Annotated in this window: 25 protein-coding genes; 14 read left to right on the forward strand and 11 right to left on the reverse strand. The window is 40.9% G+C overall.

All coding sequences use genetic code 11. The annotated features are described in order from the left end of the window. A partial coding sequence (locus WAO84_RS15820; RefSeq protein WP_340067033.1) for a hypothetical protein occupies positions 1–393 on the reverse strand: 393 nt, incomplete at its 3' end. Positions 394–899: 506 nt separating this feature from the next. On the opposite strand from WAO84_RS15820, the gene WAO84_RS15825 reads away from it, so the two are divergent. From WAO84_RS15825 to WAO84_RS15835, 3 genes are read left to right on the forward strand one after another with little or no spacing between them, the layout of a single operon-like run. Further along, a complete protein-coding gene (locus tag WAO84_RS15825) occupies positions 900–1,070 on the forward strand; it encodes a hypothetical protein (RefSeq protein ID WP_340067034.1) in 171 nt (56 codons plus the stop codon). Continuing rightward, positions 1,018–1,488: a hypothetical protein gene (locus WAO84_RS15830; protein WP_340067035.1), complete on the forward strand. Its 471-nt coding sequence runs from the start codon at positions 1,018–1,020 to the stop codon at positions 1,486–1,488. The genes WAO84_RS15825 and WAO84_RS15830 overlap by 53 nt, the downstream gene beginning before the upstream one ends. After that, positions 1,485–1,694: a hypothetical protein gene (locus WAO84_RS15835; RefSeq protein ID WP_340067036.1), complete on the forward strand. Its 210-nt coding sequence runs from the start codon at positions 1,485–1,487 to the stop codon at positions 1,692–1,694. Before WAO84_RS15830 ends, WAO84_RS15835 begins: the two co-directional genes overlap by 4 nt. A gap of 2 nt (positions 1,695–1,696) precedes the next feature. On the opposite strand, the gene WAO84_RS15840 is transcribed toward WAO84_RS15835, so the two are convergent. Continuing rightward, the gene (locus WAO84_RS15840; protein WP_340067038.1) at positions 1,697–2,230 is read right to left on the reverse strand and encodes a helix-turn-helix transcriptional regulator; all 534 of its coding nucleotides are present in this window, start codon (positions 2,228–2,230) and stop codon (positions 1,697–1,699) included. 303 nt (positions 2,231–2,533) lie between these two features. On the opposite strand from WAO84_RS15840, the gene WAO84_RS15845 reads away from it, so the two are divergent. Further along, a complete protein-coding gene (locus tag WAO84_RS15845) occupies positions 2,534–2,830 on the forward strand; it encodes a hypothetical protein (RefSeq protein ID WP_340067039.1) in 297 nt (98 codons plus the stop codon). A gap of 33 nt (positions 2,831–2,863) precedes the next feature. Here WAO84_RS15845 and WAO84_RS15850 read toward each other — a convergent pair whose 3' ends face one another. Beyond that, complete coding sequence (locus tag WAO84_RS15850; RefSeq protein ID WP_340067040.1) at positions 2,864–3,370, reverse strand: CvpA family protein; 507 nt, start codon at positions 3,368–3,370, stop codon at positions 2,864–2,866. An 84-nt stretch (positions 3,371–3,454) separates the two neighbouring features. Here WAO84_RS15850 and WAO84_RS15855 point away from each other — a divergent pair, with 84 nt between their 5' ends. The 5 genes from WAO84_RS15855 (at position 3,455) to pbpC (ending at position 8,379) form a co-directional block, all read left to right on the forward strand. Continuing rightward, entirely contained in the window at positions 3,455–3,811 is a 357-nt protein-coding gene (locus WAO84_RS15855; RefSeq protein WP_340067042.1) for a hypothetical protein, read from the forward strand. Between the two features lie 3 nt (positions 3,812–3,814). Beyond that, positions 3,815–4,489: a ceramidase domain-containing protein gene (locus WAO84_RS15860; RefSeq protein ID WP_340067043.1), complete on the forward strand. Its 675-nt coding sequence runs from the start codon at positions 3,815–3,817 to the stop codon at positions 4,487–4,489. 51 nt (positions 4,490–4,540) lie between these two features. Further along, positions 4,541–5,560 (forward strand): phenylalanine--tRNA ligase subunit alpha, encoded by a 1,020-nt coding sequence (gene pheS, locus WAO84_RS15865; RefSeq protein ID WP_340067044.1) that lies wholly within the window; start codon positions 4,541–4,543, stop codon positions 5,558–5,560. Positions 5,561–5,581: 21 nt separating this feature from the next. Continuing rightward, positions 5,582–5,980: a hypothetical protein gene (locus WAO84_RS15870; protein ID WP_340067045.1), complete on the forward strand. Its 399-nt coding sequence runs from the start codon at positions 5,582–5,584 to the stop codon at positions 5,978–5,980. Between the two features lie 110 nt (positions 5,981–6,090). Continuing rightward, entirely contained in the window at positions 6,091–8,379 is a 2,289-nt protein-coding gene (gene pbpC / locus WAO84_RS15875) for a penicillin-binding protein 1C (RefSeq protein ID WP_422614495.1), read from the forward strand. 54 nt (positions 8,380–8,433) lie between these two features. On the opposite strand, the gene WAO84_RS15880 is transcribed toward pbpC, so the two are convergent. From WAO84_RS15880 to WAO84_RS15890, 3 genes are read right to left on the reverse strand one after another with little or no spacing between them, the layout of a single operon-like run. Then, on the reverse strand, positions 8,434–8,907 hold the full coding sequence (locus WAO84_RS15880) for a YciI family protein (RefSeq protein WP_340067049.1): 474 nt from the start codon (positions 8,905–8,907) through the stop codon (positions 8,434–8,436). A 10-nt stretch (positions 8,908–8,917) separates the two neighbouring features. Continuing rightward, complete coding sequence (locus WAO84_RS15885; RefSeq protein WP_340067050.1) at positions 8,918–9,388, reverse strand: CYTH domain-containing protein; 471 nt, start codon at positions 9,386–9,388, stop codon at positions 8,918–8,920. A gap of 36 nt (positions 9,389–9,424) precedes the next feature. Continuing rightward, on the reverse strand, positions 9,425–10,090 hold the full coding sequence (locus WAO84_RS15890; RefSeq protein WP_340067052.1) for an NAD(P)H-binding protein: 666 nt from the start codon (positions 10,088–10,090) through the stop codon (positions 9,425–9,427). Between the two features lie 41 nt (positions 10,091–10,131). On the opposite strand from WAO84_RS15890, the gene dinB reads away from it, so the two are divergent. Then, the gene (gene dinB, locus WAO84_RS15895) at positions 10,132–11,229 is read left to right on the forward strand and encodes a DNA polymerase IV (RefSeq protein ID WP_340067053.1); all 1,098 of its coding nucleotides are present in this window, start codon (positions 10,132–10,134) and stop codon (positions 11,227–11,229) included. A 59-nt stretch (positions 11,230–11,288) separates the two neighbouring features. Here dinB and pyk read toward each other — a convergent pair whose 3' ends face one another. The 5 genes from pyk to WAO84_RS15920 form a co-directional block, all read right to left on the reverse strand. Continuing rightward, the gene (pyk, locus tag WAO84_RS15900) at positions 11,289–12,731 is read right to left on the reverse strand and encodes a pyruvate kinase (protein ID WP_340067054.1); all 1,443 of its coding nucleotides are present in this window, start codon (positions 12,729–12,731) and stop codon (positions 11,289–11,291) included. A 3-nt stretch (positions 12,732–12,734) separates the two neighbouring features. Then, positions 12,735–13,205: an IPExxxVDY family protein gene (locus tag WAO84_RS15905; protein WP_340067055.1), complete on the reverse strand. Its 471-nt coding sequence runs from the start codon at positions 13,203–13,205 to the stop codon at positions 12,735–12,737. Between the two features lie 105 nt (positions 13,206–13,310). After that, positions 13,311–14,057, reverse strand: coding sequence for a ribonuclease III (gene rnc / locus WAO84_RS15910; protein ID WP_340067056.1), 747 nt, complete (start codon positions 14,055–14,057; stop codon positions 13,311–13,313). A gap of 9 nt (positions 14,058–14,066) precedes the next feature. Beyond that, positions 14,067–15,320, reverse strand: coding sequence for a beta-ketoacyl-ACP synthase II (fabF, locus tag WAO84_RS15915; RefSeq protein WP_340067057.1), 1,254 nt, complete (start codon positions 15,318–15,320; stop codon positions 14,067–14,069). A gap of 10 nt (positions 15,321–15,330) precedes the next feature. Next, entirely contained in the window at positions 15,331–15,564 is a 234-nt protein-coding gene (locus WAO84_RS15920; protein ID WP_340067058.1) for an acyl carrier protein, read from the reverse strand. A gap of 170 nt (positions 15,565–15,734) precedes the next feature. Between WAO84_RS15920 and purN the strand changes: the two genes are divergently transcribed. The 4 genes from purN to WAO84_RS15940 are packed head-to-tail and all read left to right on the forward strand — an operon-like array spanning position 15,735 to position 18,379. Beyond that, the gene (purN, locus tag WAO84_RS15925) at positions 15,735–16,307 is read left to right on the forward strand and encodes a phosphoribosylglycinamide formyltransferase (RefSeq protein WP_340067059.1); all 573 of its coding nucleotides are present in this window, start codon (positions 15,735–15,737) and stop codon (positions 16,305–16,307) included. Next, complete coding sequence (gene rnhA / locus WAO84_RS15930) at positions 16,294–16,773, forward strand: ribonuclease HI (protein WP_340067060.1); 480 nt, start codon at positions 16,294–16,296, stop codon at positions 16,771–16,773. Before purN ends, rnhA begins: the two co-directional genes overlap by 14 nt. A gap of 58 nt (positions 16,774–16,831) precedes the next feature. Further along, positions 16,832–17,428, forward strand: coding sequence for an START domain-containing protein (locus WAO84_RS15935; protein ID WP_340067061.1), 597 nt, complete (start codon positions 16,832–16,834; stop codon positions 17,426–17,428). A gap of 24 nt (positions 17,429–17,452) precedes the next feature. Further along, a complete protein-coding gene (locus WAO84_RS15940) occupies positions 17,453–18,379 on the forward strand; it encodes a PfkB family carbohydrate kinase (RefSeq protein WP_340067062.1) in 927 nt (308 codons plus the stop codon). Positions 18,380–18,400 lie beyond the last annotated feature (21 nt).

Genomic DNA, 18,400 nt, shown 5'->3' on the forward strand with positions numbered 1-18,400 from the left:
ATACGTTATTAAAAAGCTTTTGTAGGTGCCGTCTGCCTGCAGACTTACCAGAAGGTTTTCAAGGGCCCCGCTGCTACCCTCTCGCAGTACCTGAAAGGTATAGGAGTGGTAACGGTCGCCCACCGACAGATAGGTAACCTGGTCTGTTAAAACGGTAAACGAAGTGGTATCTCTGGCCGTAGGGCTCTTTTTAAAGGTAGAAAGGGCAAGGGTTACGGCTTCTTTTTCGGGTAAATTATCAAAGATAAACTGCTGTACTTCCAGCCCCGGAAGGCCGGCGGCAGGCTGGGAAGTTTCCGGGGTTTCGGTCAATAAGGTATCTTGCTGGCATTGGGAAAACAGTAATACGGCTACCCAAAGCCCTAATAAACGGATTAGGAATTTAGTATGCATTCTTTTAATTTTTTATGGTTAATGAATGCTTGTATCCGGATGCAAAGCAGGTGCAATATATAAAAAAGAAGGCGCTAAGCTTCAATCAGTTAAAAATTAACTTACCCAAACATAAGATAATTACTATAAATTAAATAGATTTTTACTTCATCTGTCTGATTTTCAAAGGTTTTTAAAGCGTAAAAAAAATGTATTCTCTGCGCAATTGTCTTTGTCTTTTTTTAACCCTGTCTGGGTACTGCCTGATGCCGATTGCCGTAATGAAAAAAGGCTTGTTTTCTAATAAAAAACAGTCTCTTTCTTGCTTAGCCATAAAAAACATATGGGGTAACCACAAATTATAGATTTTGCTACTATTTTTCTTATTTATGCATTTCTTTTTTACGTATTTTGGAGGTTGAATTACAGCTATTTTGTTGATATTTTCTCCTGAAAAACACGAAAGTTGTTTTTATGGTTTTGAGTATTCTGATACCTTTAAGGGGTAATTTTAAAATACCCAAACTATGAAAAAAGCAATTTTAGCTGTAAGCGCCCTAATGATTGCCATAACTGCCTGTACATCGCAAAATGAAAAAGATCAGGAAACCGCATCACTTTATGAAGATGAAAAAATGGTCCGCGTTGCAGTGGATAGAACAAAAATTAGAAAGCCCGGAAGCCAGGGCGGGAACTAGAATTTTTGCATCTCTGTTGATCGCCTTATCCGGTTTGGTACCCATATCGGATAAGTTGATCACCCTTGAGCTTGCCAATACTTTTGGTTTTAGTGATACTTCTACCTTTATATGGTCTCTGTGCCAGACCTTAACCCCCATTTTAATGGCGCTGGGAGCCATGATGAAACCGTATAAGATATCGTATTCGGTACCGGTGTATTTCTACTCTATCCAGCTTTACTGGATCTTCCGGCCAGAACTCAGATTTGACAATGTTTTTACTCATATCTATGCTACAGGATGTGTAGTTGCTTTTGTTTTATTGGTAATTTTTATAAACAATGTTTTTCAAAAAATAGACAGAGCCAAGCATGCCAGGATACATTTCCTTGAAAAAGCATTGGATCTCTCTATTGATTTAAATAAAAGGTCATGAATGGGTTTGGTAACAAATACGAAGAGTTAAATGCATTTGTCACAAATGTAAGAGAGCAGTTGCGCACAGGGCACATTAATCACCGGGAAGCCCGTAAGCTGCTGGAGGTGATCTATGAAGAATACCGGAAACTGGAAGAAGAAGAAAATCGTAAAGAAGTACATGAGCTAAATGCCCGGTTACTGGCTAAATGGATGCTTTCCTGAAGTCACTCTTTACGATCGAGCTTTTTTTGTTCTATGTTTCTGATATGCCCTTCCAGCCCCTCTATATTTTTTAAGAGTTTGGCGCGCGCCAGAGCCTGAAGCATTATCTCTATGCTGTGCTCCAGTTCGCTTACTTTGAGTTCAAGGTCATTTACCTTTACTGATGGGTCTGCACCCTCCAAAAGGTTATGTAACAATTTATTGGTATTTTCCAGGTGTGTAATGCGCCGCTCTTTCTCTGCCAGTATGGCTTTAAAAGAGTTTACATCGGTAAGGGCCTCTTCTACTTGAGAAGTTTCCAATACGCTCCATTCTTTACGGTCTATTTTCCATAAAGGCCGGTTAACCAGATTATCCAGACATATCTCATAGGTATTACAAAGCTGGCTTAGATACTCTACCGGAGGTACCGCCTTTTCTCTTTCATAACTGCTCTGGGTTGCCTGAGTTACTTCCATAAGGCTCCCAAACTCCAATTGTGACAGGCGATGTAATTTTCTCAGGTATTTTATATTTTCTGCAATGGTATGGTTCACAGTCCGGATTTATAGAATTTTATATACTTTTACTAGTTAATTATATAATACAGCCATAATTTTTTTGTAAAAGTGAGATTTTGCTGTATTTTTGATACATAATTTTTGTATTTATGAATATTCTACCCTTCACTTATACTTTTTACCATTTTCCATAAGCCTGCCTCTTTATACAACATGCATCTATATACATTAAACGGAGGCAGGTTTTTTATGTAAGTAAGGTATAGAGGTCAGAATACATACTGCTAAACTACTCGCAATTTAAGAATTTAAAAGTTTTGAAACTAATGATTTACTCTTATGATAACTGATGAACAACGAAATCTTTTAAAGAAATACCTGAAAGGTGTTTATGTACAGGACGTTCAGGAAAAACTGAACCGCAGAGGCATCACGAGCCGCCTGGGCAAACCGTACAGTGACAAGATGATAAGCCATGTACTGAACGGGCGTTATGAGAATGCTTATATTGAAAGAGCTCTTTTTGAGGTATATGAAGAGCGTAAAGCCTGGCAGGAAACTCAGGAAGAAAACCGGAATGAGATCCTGGGCCTGGTTCGCATTTCCCGTAAAAATATTCGAAAACGAAAATATTGATTCTTTATACTTCTCTGTTCCCCCTTTACTTCTTTACTCTTTAGGTGTATATTCTGCACTTTCCTGCAAAACCCAGGCAAAAACACCCGCTCCCAGCTTTACTACGGGCCTGTACAATACTGAATTCTGTATGGTATCTTCATCTGCAAATCCGAATGTATTTTGAGTACGGTCAAAAAAAACCAGTACCGCCCCCAGAATAACCGCTATTTTGAGTGCGCCAAAAACACCCCCCAGTAAACGGTTCAGTATGCCCAGTGCAGCAAAATCTGCTACTTTGGTAAGCAGTTTACCGGCATAGCCTATGGCCAGTACTATGATTATAAAAGTTATGGCAAATGATGCGAGTTGAATGTATTTTTCGTCCCAGGCTACTTTCTGTTCCAGATACCCGCCTGCGATATAGGAAAAGTGAATGGCTCCGTAAATACCCAGAATAAGTGCCAGCAGGGAGGTTACTTCTACAAAGAAGCCTTTAATGAATCCGCGAGCGGCCCCGTATAAAATGAGTCCGCCCAAAATGAGATCAAAGAAATTCATTTCTTCATTTTGACAAATATAAAACTTTGTGGGTAATACCTTTGCAACTTTAAAGCTTTGTATCTTTGCCTTTTAAAAAATGCTATGGCCAGAGATGAAAAACTGAAAGAGCGCTGGACAGAACTGGTAAAAAAGCTATCAGACCAGTTTGCAGACGGAGATCCGCTAGATCTGGATGCCATTATTTACCTTATTGGTGTACAGGAACTCGGGCAACTGCACCGCAATTTTAAGAAAGACGAAAAAGTAAACCTTATGCATATTGCCATATGCCGGCTTCTGGAACCCTACGGGTACTATGAATTTGATTTTTTTGATGAAGACGGTTGGCCCCATTATACGCTTAAAGAGTCGCTCCCTCCCCTCAAAGCCGGTGAACAGTCTGTTTTAATGAAAGAGGCTATTGTACAATACTTTCTTGAAAAAGAATACATTTGTTAACCCGTGTTCCCAAACGATAGTGGCCCCATATACCGCGAAACACTACCCGGAGATTTCCCGGTAGAACCGTGGAATACTTTTAGTAATTTAATATTTCTCTTTATCCTTATTTACTGGTCCCGGCGCATTTACCGGCAACCGCAAAAACAACTGTTCTTAAAAGTAGCTATGCCGGTACTGTTCATAGGTTTTATAGGCGGAACTCTCTATCATGGCACACGAAACCATGAAGTATGGCTGCTTATGGACTGGGTTCCTATTATGCTTTTGTGTATGGCTGCTTCTATTTACTTTTTAAGCAAACTAAAACTCCCGAGAATAGTTTTGATAATTATGGCCATCATTCCGGTTATAGTATGGGCGCTTTTAAGAACCCTTACTTTAGAACCAAATTTAAAAAGTGCTGTCGGGTATAGTTTTACCGCTATTGCTATTGTACTTCCTATAGTAGTGCATTTAAAAAAAGTACATTTTAAAAACAGTCGCTATATGGTACTGGCCGTATGCGCTTTTTCACTTGCTATTTTTTTTAGAAGTATTGATCTCATAGCCAATCCCTCTCTGTTTTATATGGGTACACACTGGCTTTGGCATTTCTTTGGGGGGATCGCCGTACATTTTCTCATAAGTTTTATTTATTACGATGCGCAGGGACCACGCATAATTACCCGTACATAAGCACTCTATAAACTGATAATTGTTTAAATTTGCCCTTCAAATTTTGACCTGATGATAGACAAGATTAAGGAGCATATTGAGGAGGTAGAAAAGTTCTCTGCACAGACCCTGGAGGAGATTGAAGCTTTTCGCATTAAATATCTGGGGAAAAACGGATTGCTGAATGCGTTTTTTGCCGAATTTAAAAATGTAGCTGCAGACCAGAAAAAGGAATTCGGACAAACGATCAATCTCTTAAAAAACACGGCTACCCAAAAGGTAAACCACCTTAAGGAAGCTCTCGAGAACCAGACCGAAGAACAGGGAAAATACGGCGATCTTACACGGCCCGGAGACCCTTTGCCGCTGGGAGCACGGCATCCTATTTCTATTGTAAAAAACCGTATTACCGAAATATTTTCACGTATTGGTTTCAACATATCTGAAGGACCCGAAATAGAAGATGACTGGCATAACTTTACGGCGCTTAATCTTCCCGAGTACCATCCGGCACGTGATATGCAGGACACTTTTTTTATACAGACCGATCCGGATATCCTTCTTCGTACCCACACCTCAACAGTGCAGATACGGTATATGGAAAACAATACCCCACCCATACGTACCATTTCTCCGGGAAGAGTATATCGAAACGAAGCCATATCTGCCCGATCCCATTGTTTTTTTCATCAGGTAGAAGGCCTGTACATAGACAAAGGCGTTTCTTTTGCAGACCTTAAACAAACCCTGCAATACTTCACCACAGAAATGTTCGGTAAGTCTAAAATACGTTTACGCCCTTCGTATTTTCCCTTCACCGAGCCCAGTGCCGAAGTAGATGTGTACTGGGGGCTTGAAACCGAAACCGATTATCGCATTACCAAAGGTACCGGCTGGCTTGAAATTATGGGCTGCGGTATGGTTGATCCCAACGTGCTGGAAAACTGCGGTATCGACTCTAAAGAATACTCAGGTTTTGCTTTTGGTATGGGCATAGACCGTATTACCCTTTTGCTCTATCAAATACCCGATATACGCATGCTAAGTGAGAACGATGTACGTTTTCTGGAACAGTTTAGATCGGTTTTGTAAACCCTGTTTTTCTATTTTTTATTGAGAAAGGATATTGAAATACCGATAGTAAAGGATGTACACGTAGCGGTGGTTTACGAATGGAACAAAGATTTCCTTGCCCGTGAATGGAACGCTTATCTCATTAATAACCGTAAAACCGCTATTGAAATGACCATTGTGGTAAGTAAGGGGTATGACGGTACCGTAAAAACCTCGGTAATGCGGCATGGCCTGGGTACGGTAGCCGCAAAAAGTTTTGTGAAAATAGAACTTCTTCAGGAAGAAGTTCTTGCATTGAACAATGAATTTTACCTCACTTTTTTTGCCGATAATAAACTCTACGAAAAGCGTTTTGTATTTGCAAAAAACACTATTTCCCAAAAAGCCTGTGCTTCACTGCCCGTAATGGAAAGTGAAGGCATACTTTGCCCTGAATAGTTTTCTGTTTACGTAAAAAAATTATACTTTCCCATAGGTAAGCACAATGCTGTTTGAATACTTTTTTTAGACATAAAAAACGTTTGTACTTCTGGGGTACCATACTCCTGATGCTTCTTGTGGCCTATTATTTCTGCCTTCCAAAAACCCTGTTTAACGATCCTGCCGCTACGGTTGCAGAAACACAGGAAGGAGTACTGGTGGGCGCATTGATAGCTGATGACGGACAATGGCGGTTTCCCGCACCTGAGCACCTCCCTGAAAAATTCACCACCTGTATTGTACATTTTGAAGACCGGTATTTTTACCGGCATCCCGGTTTTAACCCTGTTTCTATTGTTAATTCGTTACTCACAAATATAAAGGCTGGAAAAACCATTCGGGGGGGTAGCACCCTTACCCAGCAGGTGATACGTTTGTCCCGAAAAGGGAAAAAACGTACCTACTGGGAAAAACTAAAAGAGCTGGTACTGGCCACGCGACTCGAACTGCGATACTCTAAGGATGATATTCTCACCTTATATGCCACCCATGCTCCTTTTGGTGGGAATGTAGTGGGCCTTGATATGGCTTCCTGGCGGTATTTCGGGGTACCAGCTGATCAGCTTTCCTGGGCCCAAAGTGCTACTCTGGCCGTATTACCCAATGCCCCTTCACTCATTTATCCCGGAAAAAATCAACAATTGCTCCTTCACAAACGCAACCGGCTTTTACAAAAACTCTATGAAAGACAGGAAATAGACTCACTTACCTATAGCCTTGCCCTGCAGGAAAAAGTGCCTCAAAAACCATTTTCCCTGCCACAGCCCGCACCTCATTTTATTCAGCACCTAAAAGCTAACCGGCCCGGCACCCGTATAAAAACCACCATTGATCTCTCTTTACAAAACCGAATTAACCAGATTGTGAAAAAGCACTATGAAACCCTTCAGGGAAACGGTGTGTACAATGCAGCAGTTCTGGTACTTGAGGTACCCACCCGAAAAGTACGTGCCTATGTGGGCAACACACCAACCGACAAGGCCCACGAAAAAGATGTAAATCTCATACGGGCCCCGCGCAGTACCGGAAGCCTGTTAAAACCGTTTTTATATGCCGCTATGCTCGATACGGGAGAACTGCTCCCAGAACAGTTGGTAGCCGATGTCCCTGTAAATATTGACGGGTACCAGCCTAAAAACTTTAGCGAACAATACGATGGTGCCGTGAGTTCCGCAAAGGCCCTTGCCAGATCGCTAAACGTTCCGGCGGTACGCCTTTTGCAGCGCTACGGGTTGCAACGCTTTCGCGACCAATTAACCTATTTTAAGCTAGAACACCTTACCCGGCCTGCCAATCACTACGGACTCTCCCTAATTCTGGGTGGGGCCGAAAGTAACTTGTGGGACCTTTGTAAAACCTACGCAGCTATGGCCTCTACAGTAAACCACTACACACAAAACTCATCGCAGTATTTTAAAAATGAGTTTACCGAACCTACTTTTATCTCAGAACAGCTTCCTGATTTTGGAGCTGCTTCTGCTGAAAAGAACATTTTTGATGCCGGCAGCCTTTACCTCATGTTTGAGGCCATGAAAACAGTAAACCGGCCGGAAGGCAATGAATTCTGGGAGTTTTTTGATTCTTCTAAAGAAATTGCCTGGAAAACAGGTACCAGCTTTGGTAACAGAGATGCCTGGGCCATAGGGGTTACCCCAAAGTACGTAGTAGGCGTATGGGTAGGCAATGCAGACGGAGAGGGCCGTCCCGAGGTAACAGGCCTGCAGGCAGCAGCTCCTGTTATGTTTGATGTTTTTGACGGTTTACCGGCTTCTCCCTGGTTTGAAAAACCCTTTGATGCATTAGTGGAATTGGATGTATGCGCCCAAAGCGGACTCCTTCCATCTCCTATTTGTCCTGAAAAAACTATTTGGGCTCCCCGGGCAGGAAAAAGGGCCTCTACCTGCCCGTACCATAAAGTAATACATCTTGACCCTGAAAAACAGTACCGTGTAAATACCTCCTGCCAGTCTGCAGATGCTATGGTGCCTGCTGTATGGTTCGTTTTGCCGCCACTTATGGAACACTACTATCAAAACCGGCATGCAGATTACCTTACCTTACCTCCTTTAAAACCCGGCTGCTTTCATGAAAATGAGAAGATAATGGATTTTATTTACCCCAAAGAAAATAGCATCGTGACCTTGGCAAAGGATTTTGACGGAGAAACCGGAGGGCTGGTGCTTAAGGTGGCACACTCCACACCCGATACTACTGTATTTTGGTATCTGGATCAACAACTTATAGGACAAACGCGGCAATTTCACGAGTTAAACATCATACCCGAAAAAGGCATACACACCATTACCGTAGTAGATATGCTTGGAAATGAAATAAAACGTAGCATTACGGTAAAATAAAATACAGGGCACCCGGCTCTGCACGCACTACTTAATTACACCGGTAACTTACAGCTATTTAAGCTTACTCCCTTTAGCAGCCCACCAGGGGTGGGTTTCCACCAGTAAGCGGCCTGCCTTTACTGCAGGGTCTTCTTTGGCAAGGCTATCTGCCTCGGCATATGTAGGTGTATTATAGATCACAATTCCTGAGATGGTACCCGCATCTTCAAAAGGTCCTGCTATGCTTATTTTACCTGCCAAATGGAGTTCTTCCAGGTATGCCTGATGGCGCATCTGTATATTGGCTGCGGTTACTGAATCCTGATCACGGTTAGGCCCTTTCTTAAGAAAAACCATAAAATACTTTTGCATGACATACGTAGTATCGCCCTCCTGATAAGAAAATGTTTCCGGTTTTTCTGAAACAGATCTGTTCATTGTTTTTACCTCGGTATCTGCAACCGGTGCCTGTTCCTGTTTTTCAGGCTGCCTGTTACACCCGGTTATGATCCCTAAAATGATAATAAGATGTATTACTTTTTTCATAATAATCTATTTATTTCCATGTAGTATATGGATGTTTGCTTAACTGTGAATTGTAATACCTGATATCTCCGGTTACTTCATTCCCTAACCATTCGGGTGTTGGAAATACGGCTTCTTCACAGGGCAACTCTATTTCTGCCAGTATCAAGCCTTCATTAGCCCCCTTAAACTCATCAACTTCATACCAGTAGGTCCCCAACGGTACTTTATATCTTGTTTTCTCAATTTTCCCTTCTTCACATAACGATAGCAAAGACTCTGCTTCTGCCACAGGTATTTCCTTTTCCCATTCAAAACGGCTCATCCCTGAGGTATTAGACTTTCCTTTTACGGTAATATAGGCCGTATCTCCTGTTATACGTACACGTACGGTACGTTCAGGGTGTGTATTGAGAAACCCCTGAACAATACGTTGTACCAAAGTGGCCTCTTCACGATACTTTGTGGTGGTTACTAAAAACTTTCGTTCAATTTCAATCATAGTTACGGTAATCTGCGAGATGGGTTTTTCTTATATTCATTTTTTTGAGTTAGCAATTCTGTAAATACCATCAGAGGGTATTATTCCCGGGGCCTGGGTCCCGTTTGCCAGCTTTATCATGGCGATCGCTACATCACGCGCGTGAATGGAGCGGTATTTTCTAAGAGGGCCCATTAATAAAAAATTAGCTGCTTTAAAAAGCTGTTTCCCTATCCATTCTCCTATACGCTTTTCATTTCTCTTTCCTTCTATAAGTGAAGGTTGAAGTATAAAAATGCGCTCAGGCCCTTTTTCGAGTACGGCTTTTTCCATTTCTCCTTTAAGCCGATTATAAAATATACGGCTTTGGGTATTGGCCCCTAAAGCAGAGACCACTATAAAAGTGCGTATTCCCCTGGTTTTAGATAAGGCCGCAGTATGTACCGGAATCCCGTAATCAATAGCTTTGTATTGCTCTTTATCTGGGGTTTTGGCTGCCGTAGTACCAATACAACAAAGCACTTCATTGCCTGTAAAATGCTTTTGATAACTTTTTACATCTAAAAGATCACAAAGATATTCTTCCAGTTTGGGGTGCTCGTGTTCTGTTTTTCTCCGGACAAATACTTTTACTTTTTCATAACGGTTATCCTGTAAAAGATTTTCCACCAGATAGTTACCGGTTAGTCCCGTCGCTCCCAATACAATAGCGGTTTTAGACATGAGAGGGTATTTATTGCCTAAATATATAGTAATTTTACCAAATGGCACATGAACTTTCTGAGCGGAAGATCATTCATATAGATATGGACGCTTTCTATGCATCGGTAGAGCAAATGGACCAACCGGAGCTTAGGGGTAAGCCTATTGCCGTAGGTGGTGGTGGCAAGCGTGGTGTGGTAGCTGCTGCGAGTTACGAAGCACGAAAATATGGGGTACGAAGTGCTATGAGCGGAGTGGTGGCACAAAAAAAATGTCCGCATCTTATTTTTGTAAAACACCGCTTTGACCGTTACAAAGAGATCTCGTTGCAAATACGCTCTATTTTTCTGGAATATACAGATCTGGTAGAACCTCTTTCTCTTGATGAAGCGTATTTGGATGTTACCCAAAACAAAAAGGGAAACCCTTCTGCCACGCTCATAGCTACGGAGATCAGAAAACGCATTTATGATGAAATAGGGCTTACTGCCTCTGCAGGGATATCGATCAATAAATTCATTGCTAAAATTGCGAGTGATATCAACAAACCTAACGGACAAAAAACCATCAATCCGGAAGAAGTGGTCTCTTTTCTGGAAGCGCTGGATATCAGGAAGTTTTACGGGGTGGGGAAAGTAACTGCTGAAAAAATGTATAAACTGGGCATTTTTACAGGCAGGGACCTTAAAGCAAGATCACTGGAATTTCTGGAAGAAGCTTTTGGTAAAAATGGTAGTTTTTATTATCAGGTGGTACGAGGTATTCACCATAGTAAAGTAAAGCCCGATCGCATACCTAAGTCTGTAGGTGCCGAACGTACTTTTAGTGAGAACCTGAGTAGTGAAATATTTATGCTTGAACGCCTGGAGCATATAGCAGACGAGCTGGACAAGCGACTCAAAAAAAACAAAATTGCCGGAAAAACGGTTACCCTGAAAATAAAATACAGTGATTTTACTTTACAAACGCGCAGCAAAACACTCAATTATTTTATAGCAGATAAAAGCCTCATTCTAAGCAGCGCCAGAGAATTACTGTACCAGGAGAAACTACAAAACTCGGTAAGGCTCCTGGGCATTTCACTCTCTAACCTCAATACAGACAGTGCGGAAGAGCGCCCGCCTGAAAGTATCTATGTTCAGTTAAAGTTCGATTTTTAAGTTTCACATATTCTTAAATTTGCCTAAGAGTAGCATTCTCAGTATCTGCAATATTTATATTATATGTAACAACTTGTTATCTCTGTAACCCGTAATGTATTTACCATACCCTTATCCTGGATAGGCATAGCCGCAAGGCTTATTAACATATCACCTACTTCCAGAAAGCCTTTCTGGCAGGCTATTCTGTTTACGTCTTCAATAGTTTCGTCGGTACTAACAAACTTATCGTAATAAAATGCTTTCACCCCCCAAAGCAGGCTTAACTGCGCCAATATACGTTTGTTAGAGGTAAATACCAGAATATGGGCCTGGGGCCGCCATGCTGATATTTGAAACGCGGTATAGCCACTATTGGTAAGGGTAGAAATGGCACGTGCTTCTATTTCATTGGCCATAAGTGCTGCGTGGTAACAAACCGATTTGGTAATGTAGCGTTTGGTACGAATATGCGGGGGCTCCTGCGGAACTTTTATAAGCGATGAATGTTCTACACTTTTAATAATACTTGTCATTTTCTCAATAACCTGTACCGGATAACTCCCTACGGAAGTTTCGCCGGACAACATCACGGCATCTGCCCCATCCATCACTGAATTTGCCACATCATTTACCTCTGCTCTTGTGGGTGTAAGGCTCGTGATCATGGTCTCCATCATTTGTGTGGCGATAATCACCGGAATCCTGGCTTTTTTGGCACGTTGCACTAATTGTTTCTGAATAAGGGGTACTTCTTGCGCGGGAACCTCCACACCCAGGTCTCCTCTTGCTACCATGAGCCCGTCACAATAGGCAACGATCTTATCAATATTTTCAACTGCTTCAGGCTTCTCAATTTTGGCAATTATGGGTATTTTTACCTCAGAATGCTTTTTAATAAGCTCCTTCAGATCAATCAGGTCGTCATTGTTCCTTACAAAGGAAAGCGCGATCCAGTCCACTTTTTGCTCAATGGCAAAAATGGCATCTTTCACATCTTTTTCAGTAAGTGCGGGTAAAGAAACATTGGTATTGGGCAGGTTGACGCCTTTTTTGGATTTTAAAGGCCCCCCCTGTATTACTCTGGCCCTGACAGATGTTTTTTTATCGGTAGTAACTACTTCAAAAATAAGTTTTCCGTCATCAAGCAATATCTTTTCCCCGGGGTTTACATCTTTGGGGAAAGCTTTGTAATTCATATACACTTTCTCTGCAGTACCCTCAAACGGTTTTCCTGTAACAAAGGTTATTTCATCACCTTCATTAACCACAACTTCATGTGCCATGACGCCCACACGTAGTTTCGGGCCCTGAAGGTCTGCCAGGATAGCCGTATGGTAATCGAGTTCTTCGCTTAGCTCCCGTATCATTTGAATACGTTCTTTTACGGAATCATAATCGGCATGTGAAAAATTAATACGAAACACATTCACTCCTGCCTGAATCATTTTTTTCAGGATTTCCTTTTTACTGGTAGCCGGCCCGAGGGTAGCTACTATTTTCGTCTTTTTTCTGTTAGGCATTCCTTAAAAAATTAAATTATTTTTGGATTTTAGCTGGTTTGGGTCAATACTGTACGCTGTGGTAATATGGGGTATTCTGAGAATACCCTGTAGTGTTTTCTCTAAATTTTTATGCGTATCATCGTAATCGGCTTTCAAAAAGAAGTCGGCTTTGTTATACTCAGGAACTAAAAAAGTGGTTACTGAAGCAGTGTTTTCTTCAAAAAGCCCGCCATCTTCACTTGCGATACGCTTTTCCGTACGGCTTTTATTGGTTACCAGGTGCCAGGTAGTCTCTTCATAGTGGTCTTCCCACTGATAAATAGAAAATGAAGAATTATTTTCAAAGTCAAGATTGTAGGAAAGCCTTTTAAAGCTGGTTTTAAGGTGTAAATTCAGGAAATAAGCCAACCTGTAATCTTCTAAATAGCTGTGAATAGCAATTAAAGAATAGGTGGATTCATAAAAGTCATCTAATAGTTTATAAACAGCCATATACGGTGGTACATACAATTGTAAATATATAATTCTACAGAAGACTGTACAACTTTTAACTGTTGGTTTAATAGTAATTTAAACACGAAAACGTTTTAGTGTCCCCTAACTTTGATCCGTTTGCTTTATTTGCCTTTGAAATACATAATAGGCGCGTTTGGCTGCCTTTTCTTCTGCTTTCTTTTTTGAAGTACCCCGCGCCTTGGCAATCACTTTATTTTCTATGTATAGTTTTACGGCAAAGTGTTTTACAGGATCGTTACCGTTATCTTCATACACTACAAATTTGAAAGTGTATTTTTCTTTCTGGCACCACTCAATTAGCAGGCTTTTATAGCTTATTACTTTGCCTTCGAGTTTTTCTATATCTACATAGGGCTGTATGACTCTTTTATTGATGAACTTTTCGCAGTATTTAAAACCGAGATCCATATAAATGGCACCTACCAGGGCTTCAAACATATTTCCATGAATGTTTTGCCCAAAATGGTCTCGCGGAATTCTGCTATGTAAAAATCTTATAAGGTCAAGGTCTCTTCCCAATTCATTGAGGTGCTCCCTGCTTACTATTTTAGATCGCATTTTGGTAAGGTACCCTTCGTCTCCGCTGGGCACTTCATTAAAAAGATGGTTGGAAATTACGGCACTGAGCATAGCATCTCCTAAAAATTCGAGCCTTTCGTAATTTAGCGGGTTTCCCTGAACGTCTTTTTTGTTAGCAGAGCGGTGGGTAAATGCTCTTCGGTAAATTTTGGTATTACGCGGCTTAAAGCCCAGTATATTTTTAATTTCTAAAAAAAAATTCCCGTCCTCTTGGGAACGGGAATTTAATATTTTATGAATGAAGCCCATTCAACAGGTCTAATCGTCCAGTTTTTTAAACAGTACACATGCATTGTGCCCTCCAAAGCCAAAAGTATTGCTCATGGCAACTTTTACTTCGCGCTCCTGTGCTTTGTTTAAGGTGAAATTCATTTTAGGGTCAATATTTTCATCATAGGTTTGATGATTTATGGTAGGCGGAACAAGCGAATGTTCCATAGCAAGTATTGAGGCTATGGCTTCTATAGCTCCTGCCGCACCCAGTAAATGGCCCGTCATTGATTTGGTTGAATTAATATTCAATGAATAGGTATGTTCACCAAAAACATCCAGAATGGCTTTTGCTTCTGCCACATCGCCCAGCGGTGTAGATGTACCGTGCATATTAATGGCATCTACATCCTCAGGTGAAAGACCTGCATCTGCAAGGCAATTAAGCATTACTTTTTTAGCTCCCAACCCTTCGGGGTGTGGTGCTGTCATGTGATGTGCATCAGCAGATAATCCACCGCCTGCAACTTCTGCATATATTTTAGCTCCCCGGGCTTTGGCATGTTCATATTCTTCCAGAATAAGTGCACCTGCACCCTCACCCAAAACGAAACCGTCACGGTTTTTATCAAAAGGCCTGGAAGCCGTTTTAGGATCGTCATTTCTGGTAGATAATGCGTGCATGGCATTAAACCCTCCTATACCTGCTGCTGAAACTGCCGCTTCAGATCCTCCGGAAACAATAACGTCTGCATACCCCAGCCGTATATAGTTAAGAGCATCTATCATTGCGTTGGCAGAAGAAGCACAGGCAGAAACCGTTGTAAAATTAGGACCTCGAAAACCGTATTTAATAGAAATAAGTCCGGGAGCTATATCGGCGATCATTTTAGGAATAAAGAAAGGATTAAAACGCGGTGTCCCATCCCCTTTGGCAAAATTGATAACTTCTTCCTGAAATGTTTCCAGACCTCCTATTCCGGCTCCCCACACAACTCCTATACGATCTTTGTCTGCATCTTCTACGTTAAGCTTAGAGTCTTGTATAGCCTCTTCTGCAGCTACCATAGCATACTGTGCAAACTTGTCAAGCCTTCGGGCTTCCTTTCGATCGATAAAATCGGTTACATTGAAGTTTTTTACTTCACAAGCAAATTGTGTTTTGAATTTAGAAGCATCAAAATGAGTAATGGGCGCAGCGCCGCTTACGCCATTTTTTAATCCTTCCCAATACTCTTTCAGATTGTTACCAATAGGCGTCAGGGCTCCTAAACCTGTGACTACAACTCGCCTTAATTTCATATTACATTTATTATTTTGCTCCTTCTATATATTGTATTGCCTGGCCTACTGTAGCAATGTTTTCAGCCTGATCATCAGGAATCTGGATATCAAATTCTTTTTCGAATTCCATGATCAATTCCACAGTGTCTAATGAGTCTGCGCCTAAATCGTTTGTGAAGCTTGCTTCAGGTACTACTTCATTCTCATCAACGCCTAATTTGTCCACGATAATCGCTTTAACTCTTGATGCAATGTCTGACATAATCTTTAGTTTTTAAATTTTAATTGTTGGCAAAAATAAAAAACTTTGTTTGAAAACAATATTTTAATTTAAAATGTGACTGTAATTTACTAAATTTTAGAGCGTATGCTCTTTTTCAATGCCATTATCGATAAATATTCTTTCTTTGCCTCAAAATTAAAATAGGGTTCATGGCACGCATAGTAATTTTTGTTTCGGGTTCAGGCAGTAATGCCGAGAATATAATACAATATTTTGAGAATGATACCCGGGTAACAATAGCCGCCATACTTTCTAATAACAGAAAAGCGGGTATCTGGAACAGAGAATGTATGCAACATACCAGTGGTATTACTTTTAATCGTACTTCATTTTACAAAACGGAGCACATCCTGAAACTTTTAAAGGGTATTGATCCCGATTTGATTGTACTGGCCGGTTTTTTATGGAAGTTCCCGGAAAACCTTCTCCAGGCTTTCCCCAATAAGGTAATAAACATACACCCTGCACTTTTACCTAAATACGGCGGTAAAGGCATGTATGGTATGCACATACACAACGAAGTAATAAAAAATAAAGAGAAAGAAACAGGTATTACCATACATTTTGTAAACGAGCAATACGATGAAGGGAAAATAATTTTTCAGAAATCAATAGAGATTACACCAGAAGATACTCCCGACAGTGTGGCAAAAAGAATACACCAATTGGAATATGCGCATTTTCCGGTAATTATTGAAAAACTTTTGTATGGAACTATATGATGTACATATTTATACCGATGGTGCTGCCAGTGGCAATCCGGGTCCGGGAGGATACGGGATTGTTATGGAATGGGTAGGGAAACCCTATGTTAAAGAGTTTTCTGAAGGTTTTAAAAGAACTACCAATAATCGTATGGAGCTGTTGGCCGTTATTGTAGCTCTGGAAAAACTAAAAAAACCCAATACACGTGTAATGGTGTTTACAGACTCTAAGTACGTAGAGAATGCAGTAAACAAAAGATGGTTGTTTACCTGGGAAAAAAATGCTTTTAAGGGAAAGAAAAATGTGGATCTGTGGATACGCTTCCTCAAAATATACCGAAAACACCAGGTATCTATACAATGGATAAAAGGGCATAATGATCATGCCCAAAATGAGCGTTGCGATCGTCTCGCCGTTGCGGCCAGTAAAAAGGAACAGCTATTAACAGATACAGGCTTTGAGACGGGAGACACACTGTTGTAATATGAAAAGTCATTCGGGCATAGTATCTTTGTAATGTGAACAGATGTTTCCCCCATACATGAAAATACAATTGGTTATTTTATCTTCTTTATGTTTTTGCTTTTTGGCACAAGCCCAGGAATGGGAGTTAAAAAGAGATAAAAACGGTATAAAGGTATATACCCGAAAGCTGGACTCTACCAAAATAAACGAGTATAAAGCATTTACACGGGTTAAAACTACGGCGAAAAAAGCGCTCACTGTTCTTACGGACGGGAACCGGCTATGGAAATGGAATCACAAAACTTCGGAAAGTAAAACCCTTAAAAAAATATCGGATACCGAATTTATTTTTTGGATTAAAAACGATTTGCCCTGGCCACTCAAAAGCAGAGATAATGTAGTGAGGGTTACCGTGTCAGATTATGAATCGTCTGGGTATTACTTAGATCTGTCTCCTGACACTTCAGGCATTTTTCCAGAACAGAAAAACAGCATACGTGTAACCAATTTTAAGGGGCACTGGCTTATTGTTCCCAAAGGAGAATTTGTCGAGATTACCCAACAGCTCTACGGTGATCCCGGCGGAGCGCTTCCTGCCTGGGTACTTAATTCGGTAATTACTACAGCTCCCTATCATTCTTTTGAGGACTTGAAGCTACTTCTTGAAAAGTAACCTATATTTGCAAAAAATTCTTAAATGGGGAAATTATTAATTGTAGGTACCGTTGCATTTGATGCCATTGAAACACCTTTTGGTAAAACAGATAAGATATTGGGCGGTGCCGGCACTTATATAGGCTTATCTGCCTCACATTTCCACGTACCTTCTGCTATTGTTTCAGTAGTGGGAGATGACTTACCGCAGTCGTATTTGAAAATGTTTGAAGATAGAAAAATTGATATATCGGGAATTGAAGTAGTAAAAGGAGGGAAAACCTTTTTCTGGAGCGGTAAATATCATAATGACCTCAATACCAGAGATACCCTGGACACCCAACTCAACGTACTGGCTGACTTTGATCCTGTAGTACCTGAAAATTACAGAGATGCCGATATTCTAATGCTGGGCAACCTGCACCCCAATATTCAGATGGATGTAATTAACCAAATGGACGAACGACCTAAGCTCATAATACTGGATACTATGAATTTCTGGATGACCCATACCTGGAATGAGCTTATAGACGTAATTAAGCAGGTGGATGTGGTAACTATTAATGATGAAGAGGCACGACAACTCACTTCTGAATATTCACTGGTAAGAGCTGCTCAAAAAATTCATGAAATGGGGCCCTCTTATGTAGTGATCAAAAAAGGAGAGAACGGTGCCCTTTTGTTTCATGACAACAATATATTCTTTGCTCCCGCATTGCCATTAGAAGAAGTTTTTGATCCTACCGGAGCAGGAGACACGTTTGCAGGAGGTTTTGCCGGATACCTCGCCAAAACCGAAGATATTACTTTTAACAACATGAAAAAGGCCATTATTTACGGTTCTAACCTAGCTTCTTTCTGTGTTGAGAAATTTGGAACCGAAAGACTGGAAAAACTCAAAGAAGACGAAATACAAAGAAGATTGCAGCAGTTTAAAGAACTAACCCAGTTTGAAATAGAATTATCCTAAGATCGTGCCCTGCTTTTTTCA

Origin of the sequence: Ascidiimonas aurantiaca (assembly GCF_037646345.1) — a bacterium.
GTDB lineage: Bacteria > Bacteroidota > Bacteroidia > Flavobacteriales > Flavobacteriaceae > Ascidiimonas > Ascidiimonas aurantiaca.

Coding starts and splice junctions, on each gene's coding strand:
- WAO84_RS15825 (WP_340067034.1), top strand. CDS start 900: ATGAAAAAAGCAATTTTAGCTGTAAGCGCCCTAATGATTGCCATAACT.
- WAO84_RS15835 (WP_340067036.1), top strand. CDS start 1,485: ATGAATGGGTTTGGTAACAAATACGAAGAGTTAAATGCATTTGTCACA.
- WAO84_RS15845 (WP_340067039.1), top strand. CDS start 2,534: ATGATAACTGATGAACAACGAAATCTTTTAAAGAAATACCTGAAAGGT.
- WAO84_RS15850 (WP_340067040.1), bottom strand. CDS start 3,370: ATGAATTTCTTTGATCTCATTTTGGGCGGACTCATTTTATACGGGGCC.
- WAO84_RS15855 (WP_340067042.1), top strand. CDS start 3,455: ATGGCCAGAGATGAAAAACTGAAAGAGCGCTGGACAGAACTGGTAAAA.
- pheS (WP_340067044.1), top strand. CDS start 4,541: ATGATAGACAAGATTAAGGAGCATATTGAGGAGGTAGAAAAGTTCTCT.
- pbpC (WP_422614495.1), top strand. CDS start 6,091: ATGCTTCTTGTGGCCTATTATTTCTGCCTTCCAAAAACCCTGTTTAAC.
- WAO84_RS15880 (WP_340067049.1), bottom strand. CDS start 8,907: ATGAAAAAAGTAATACATCTTATTATCATTTTAGGGATCATAACCGGG.
- WAO84_RS15885 (WP_340067050.1), bottom strand. CDS start 9,388: ATGATTGAAATTGAACGAAAGTTTTTAGTAACCACCACAAAGTATCGT.
- WAO84_RS15890 (WP_340067052.1), bottom strand. CDS start 10,090: ATGTCTAAAACCGCTATTGTATTGGGAGCGACGGGACTAACCGGTAAC.
- dinB (WP_340067053.1), top strand. CDS start 10,132: ATGGCACATGAACTTTCTGAGCGGAAGATCATTCATATAGATATGGAC.
- pyk (WP_340067054.1), bottom strand. CDS start 12,731: ATGCCTAACAGAAAAAAGACGAAAATAGTAGCTACCCTCGGGCCGGCT.
- WAO84_RS15905 (WP_340067055.1), bottom strand. CDS start 13,205: ATGGCTGTTTATAAACTATTAGATGACTTTTATGAATCCACCTATTCT.
- rnc (WP_340067056.1), bottom strand. CDS start 14,057: ATGGGCTTCATTCATAAAATATTAAATTCCCGTTCCCAAGAGGACGGG.
- fabF (WP_340067057.1), bottom strand. CDS start 15,320: ATGAAATTAAGGCGAGTTGTAGTCACAGGTTTAGGAGCCCTGACGCCT.
- WAO84_RS15920 (WP_340067058.1), bottom strand. CDS start 15,564: ATGTCAGACATTGCATCAAGAGTTAAAGCGATTATCGTGGACAAATTA.
- purN (WP_340067059.1), top strand. CDS start 15,735: ATGGCACGCATAGTAATTTTTGTTTCGGGTTCAGGCAGTAATGCCGAG.
- rnhA (WP_340067060.1), top strand. CDS start 16,294: ATGGAACTATATGATGTACATATTTATACCGATGGTGCTGCCAGTGGC.
- WAO84_RS15935 (WP_340067061.1), top strand. CDS start 16,832: ATGAAAATACAATTGGTTATTTTATCTTCTTTATGTTTTTGCTTTTTG.
- WAO84_RS15940 (WP_340067062.1), top strand. CDS start 17,453: ATGGGGAAATTATTAATTGTAGGTACCGTTGCATTTGATGCCATTGAA.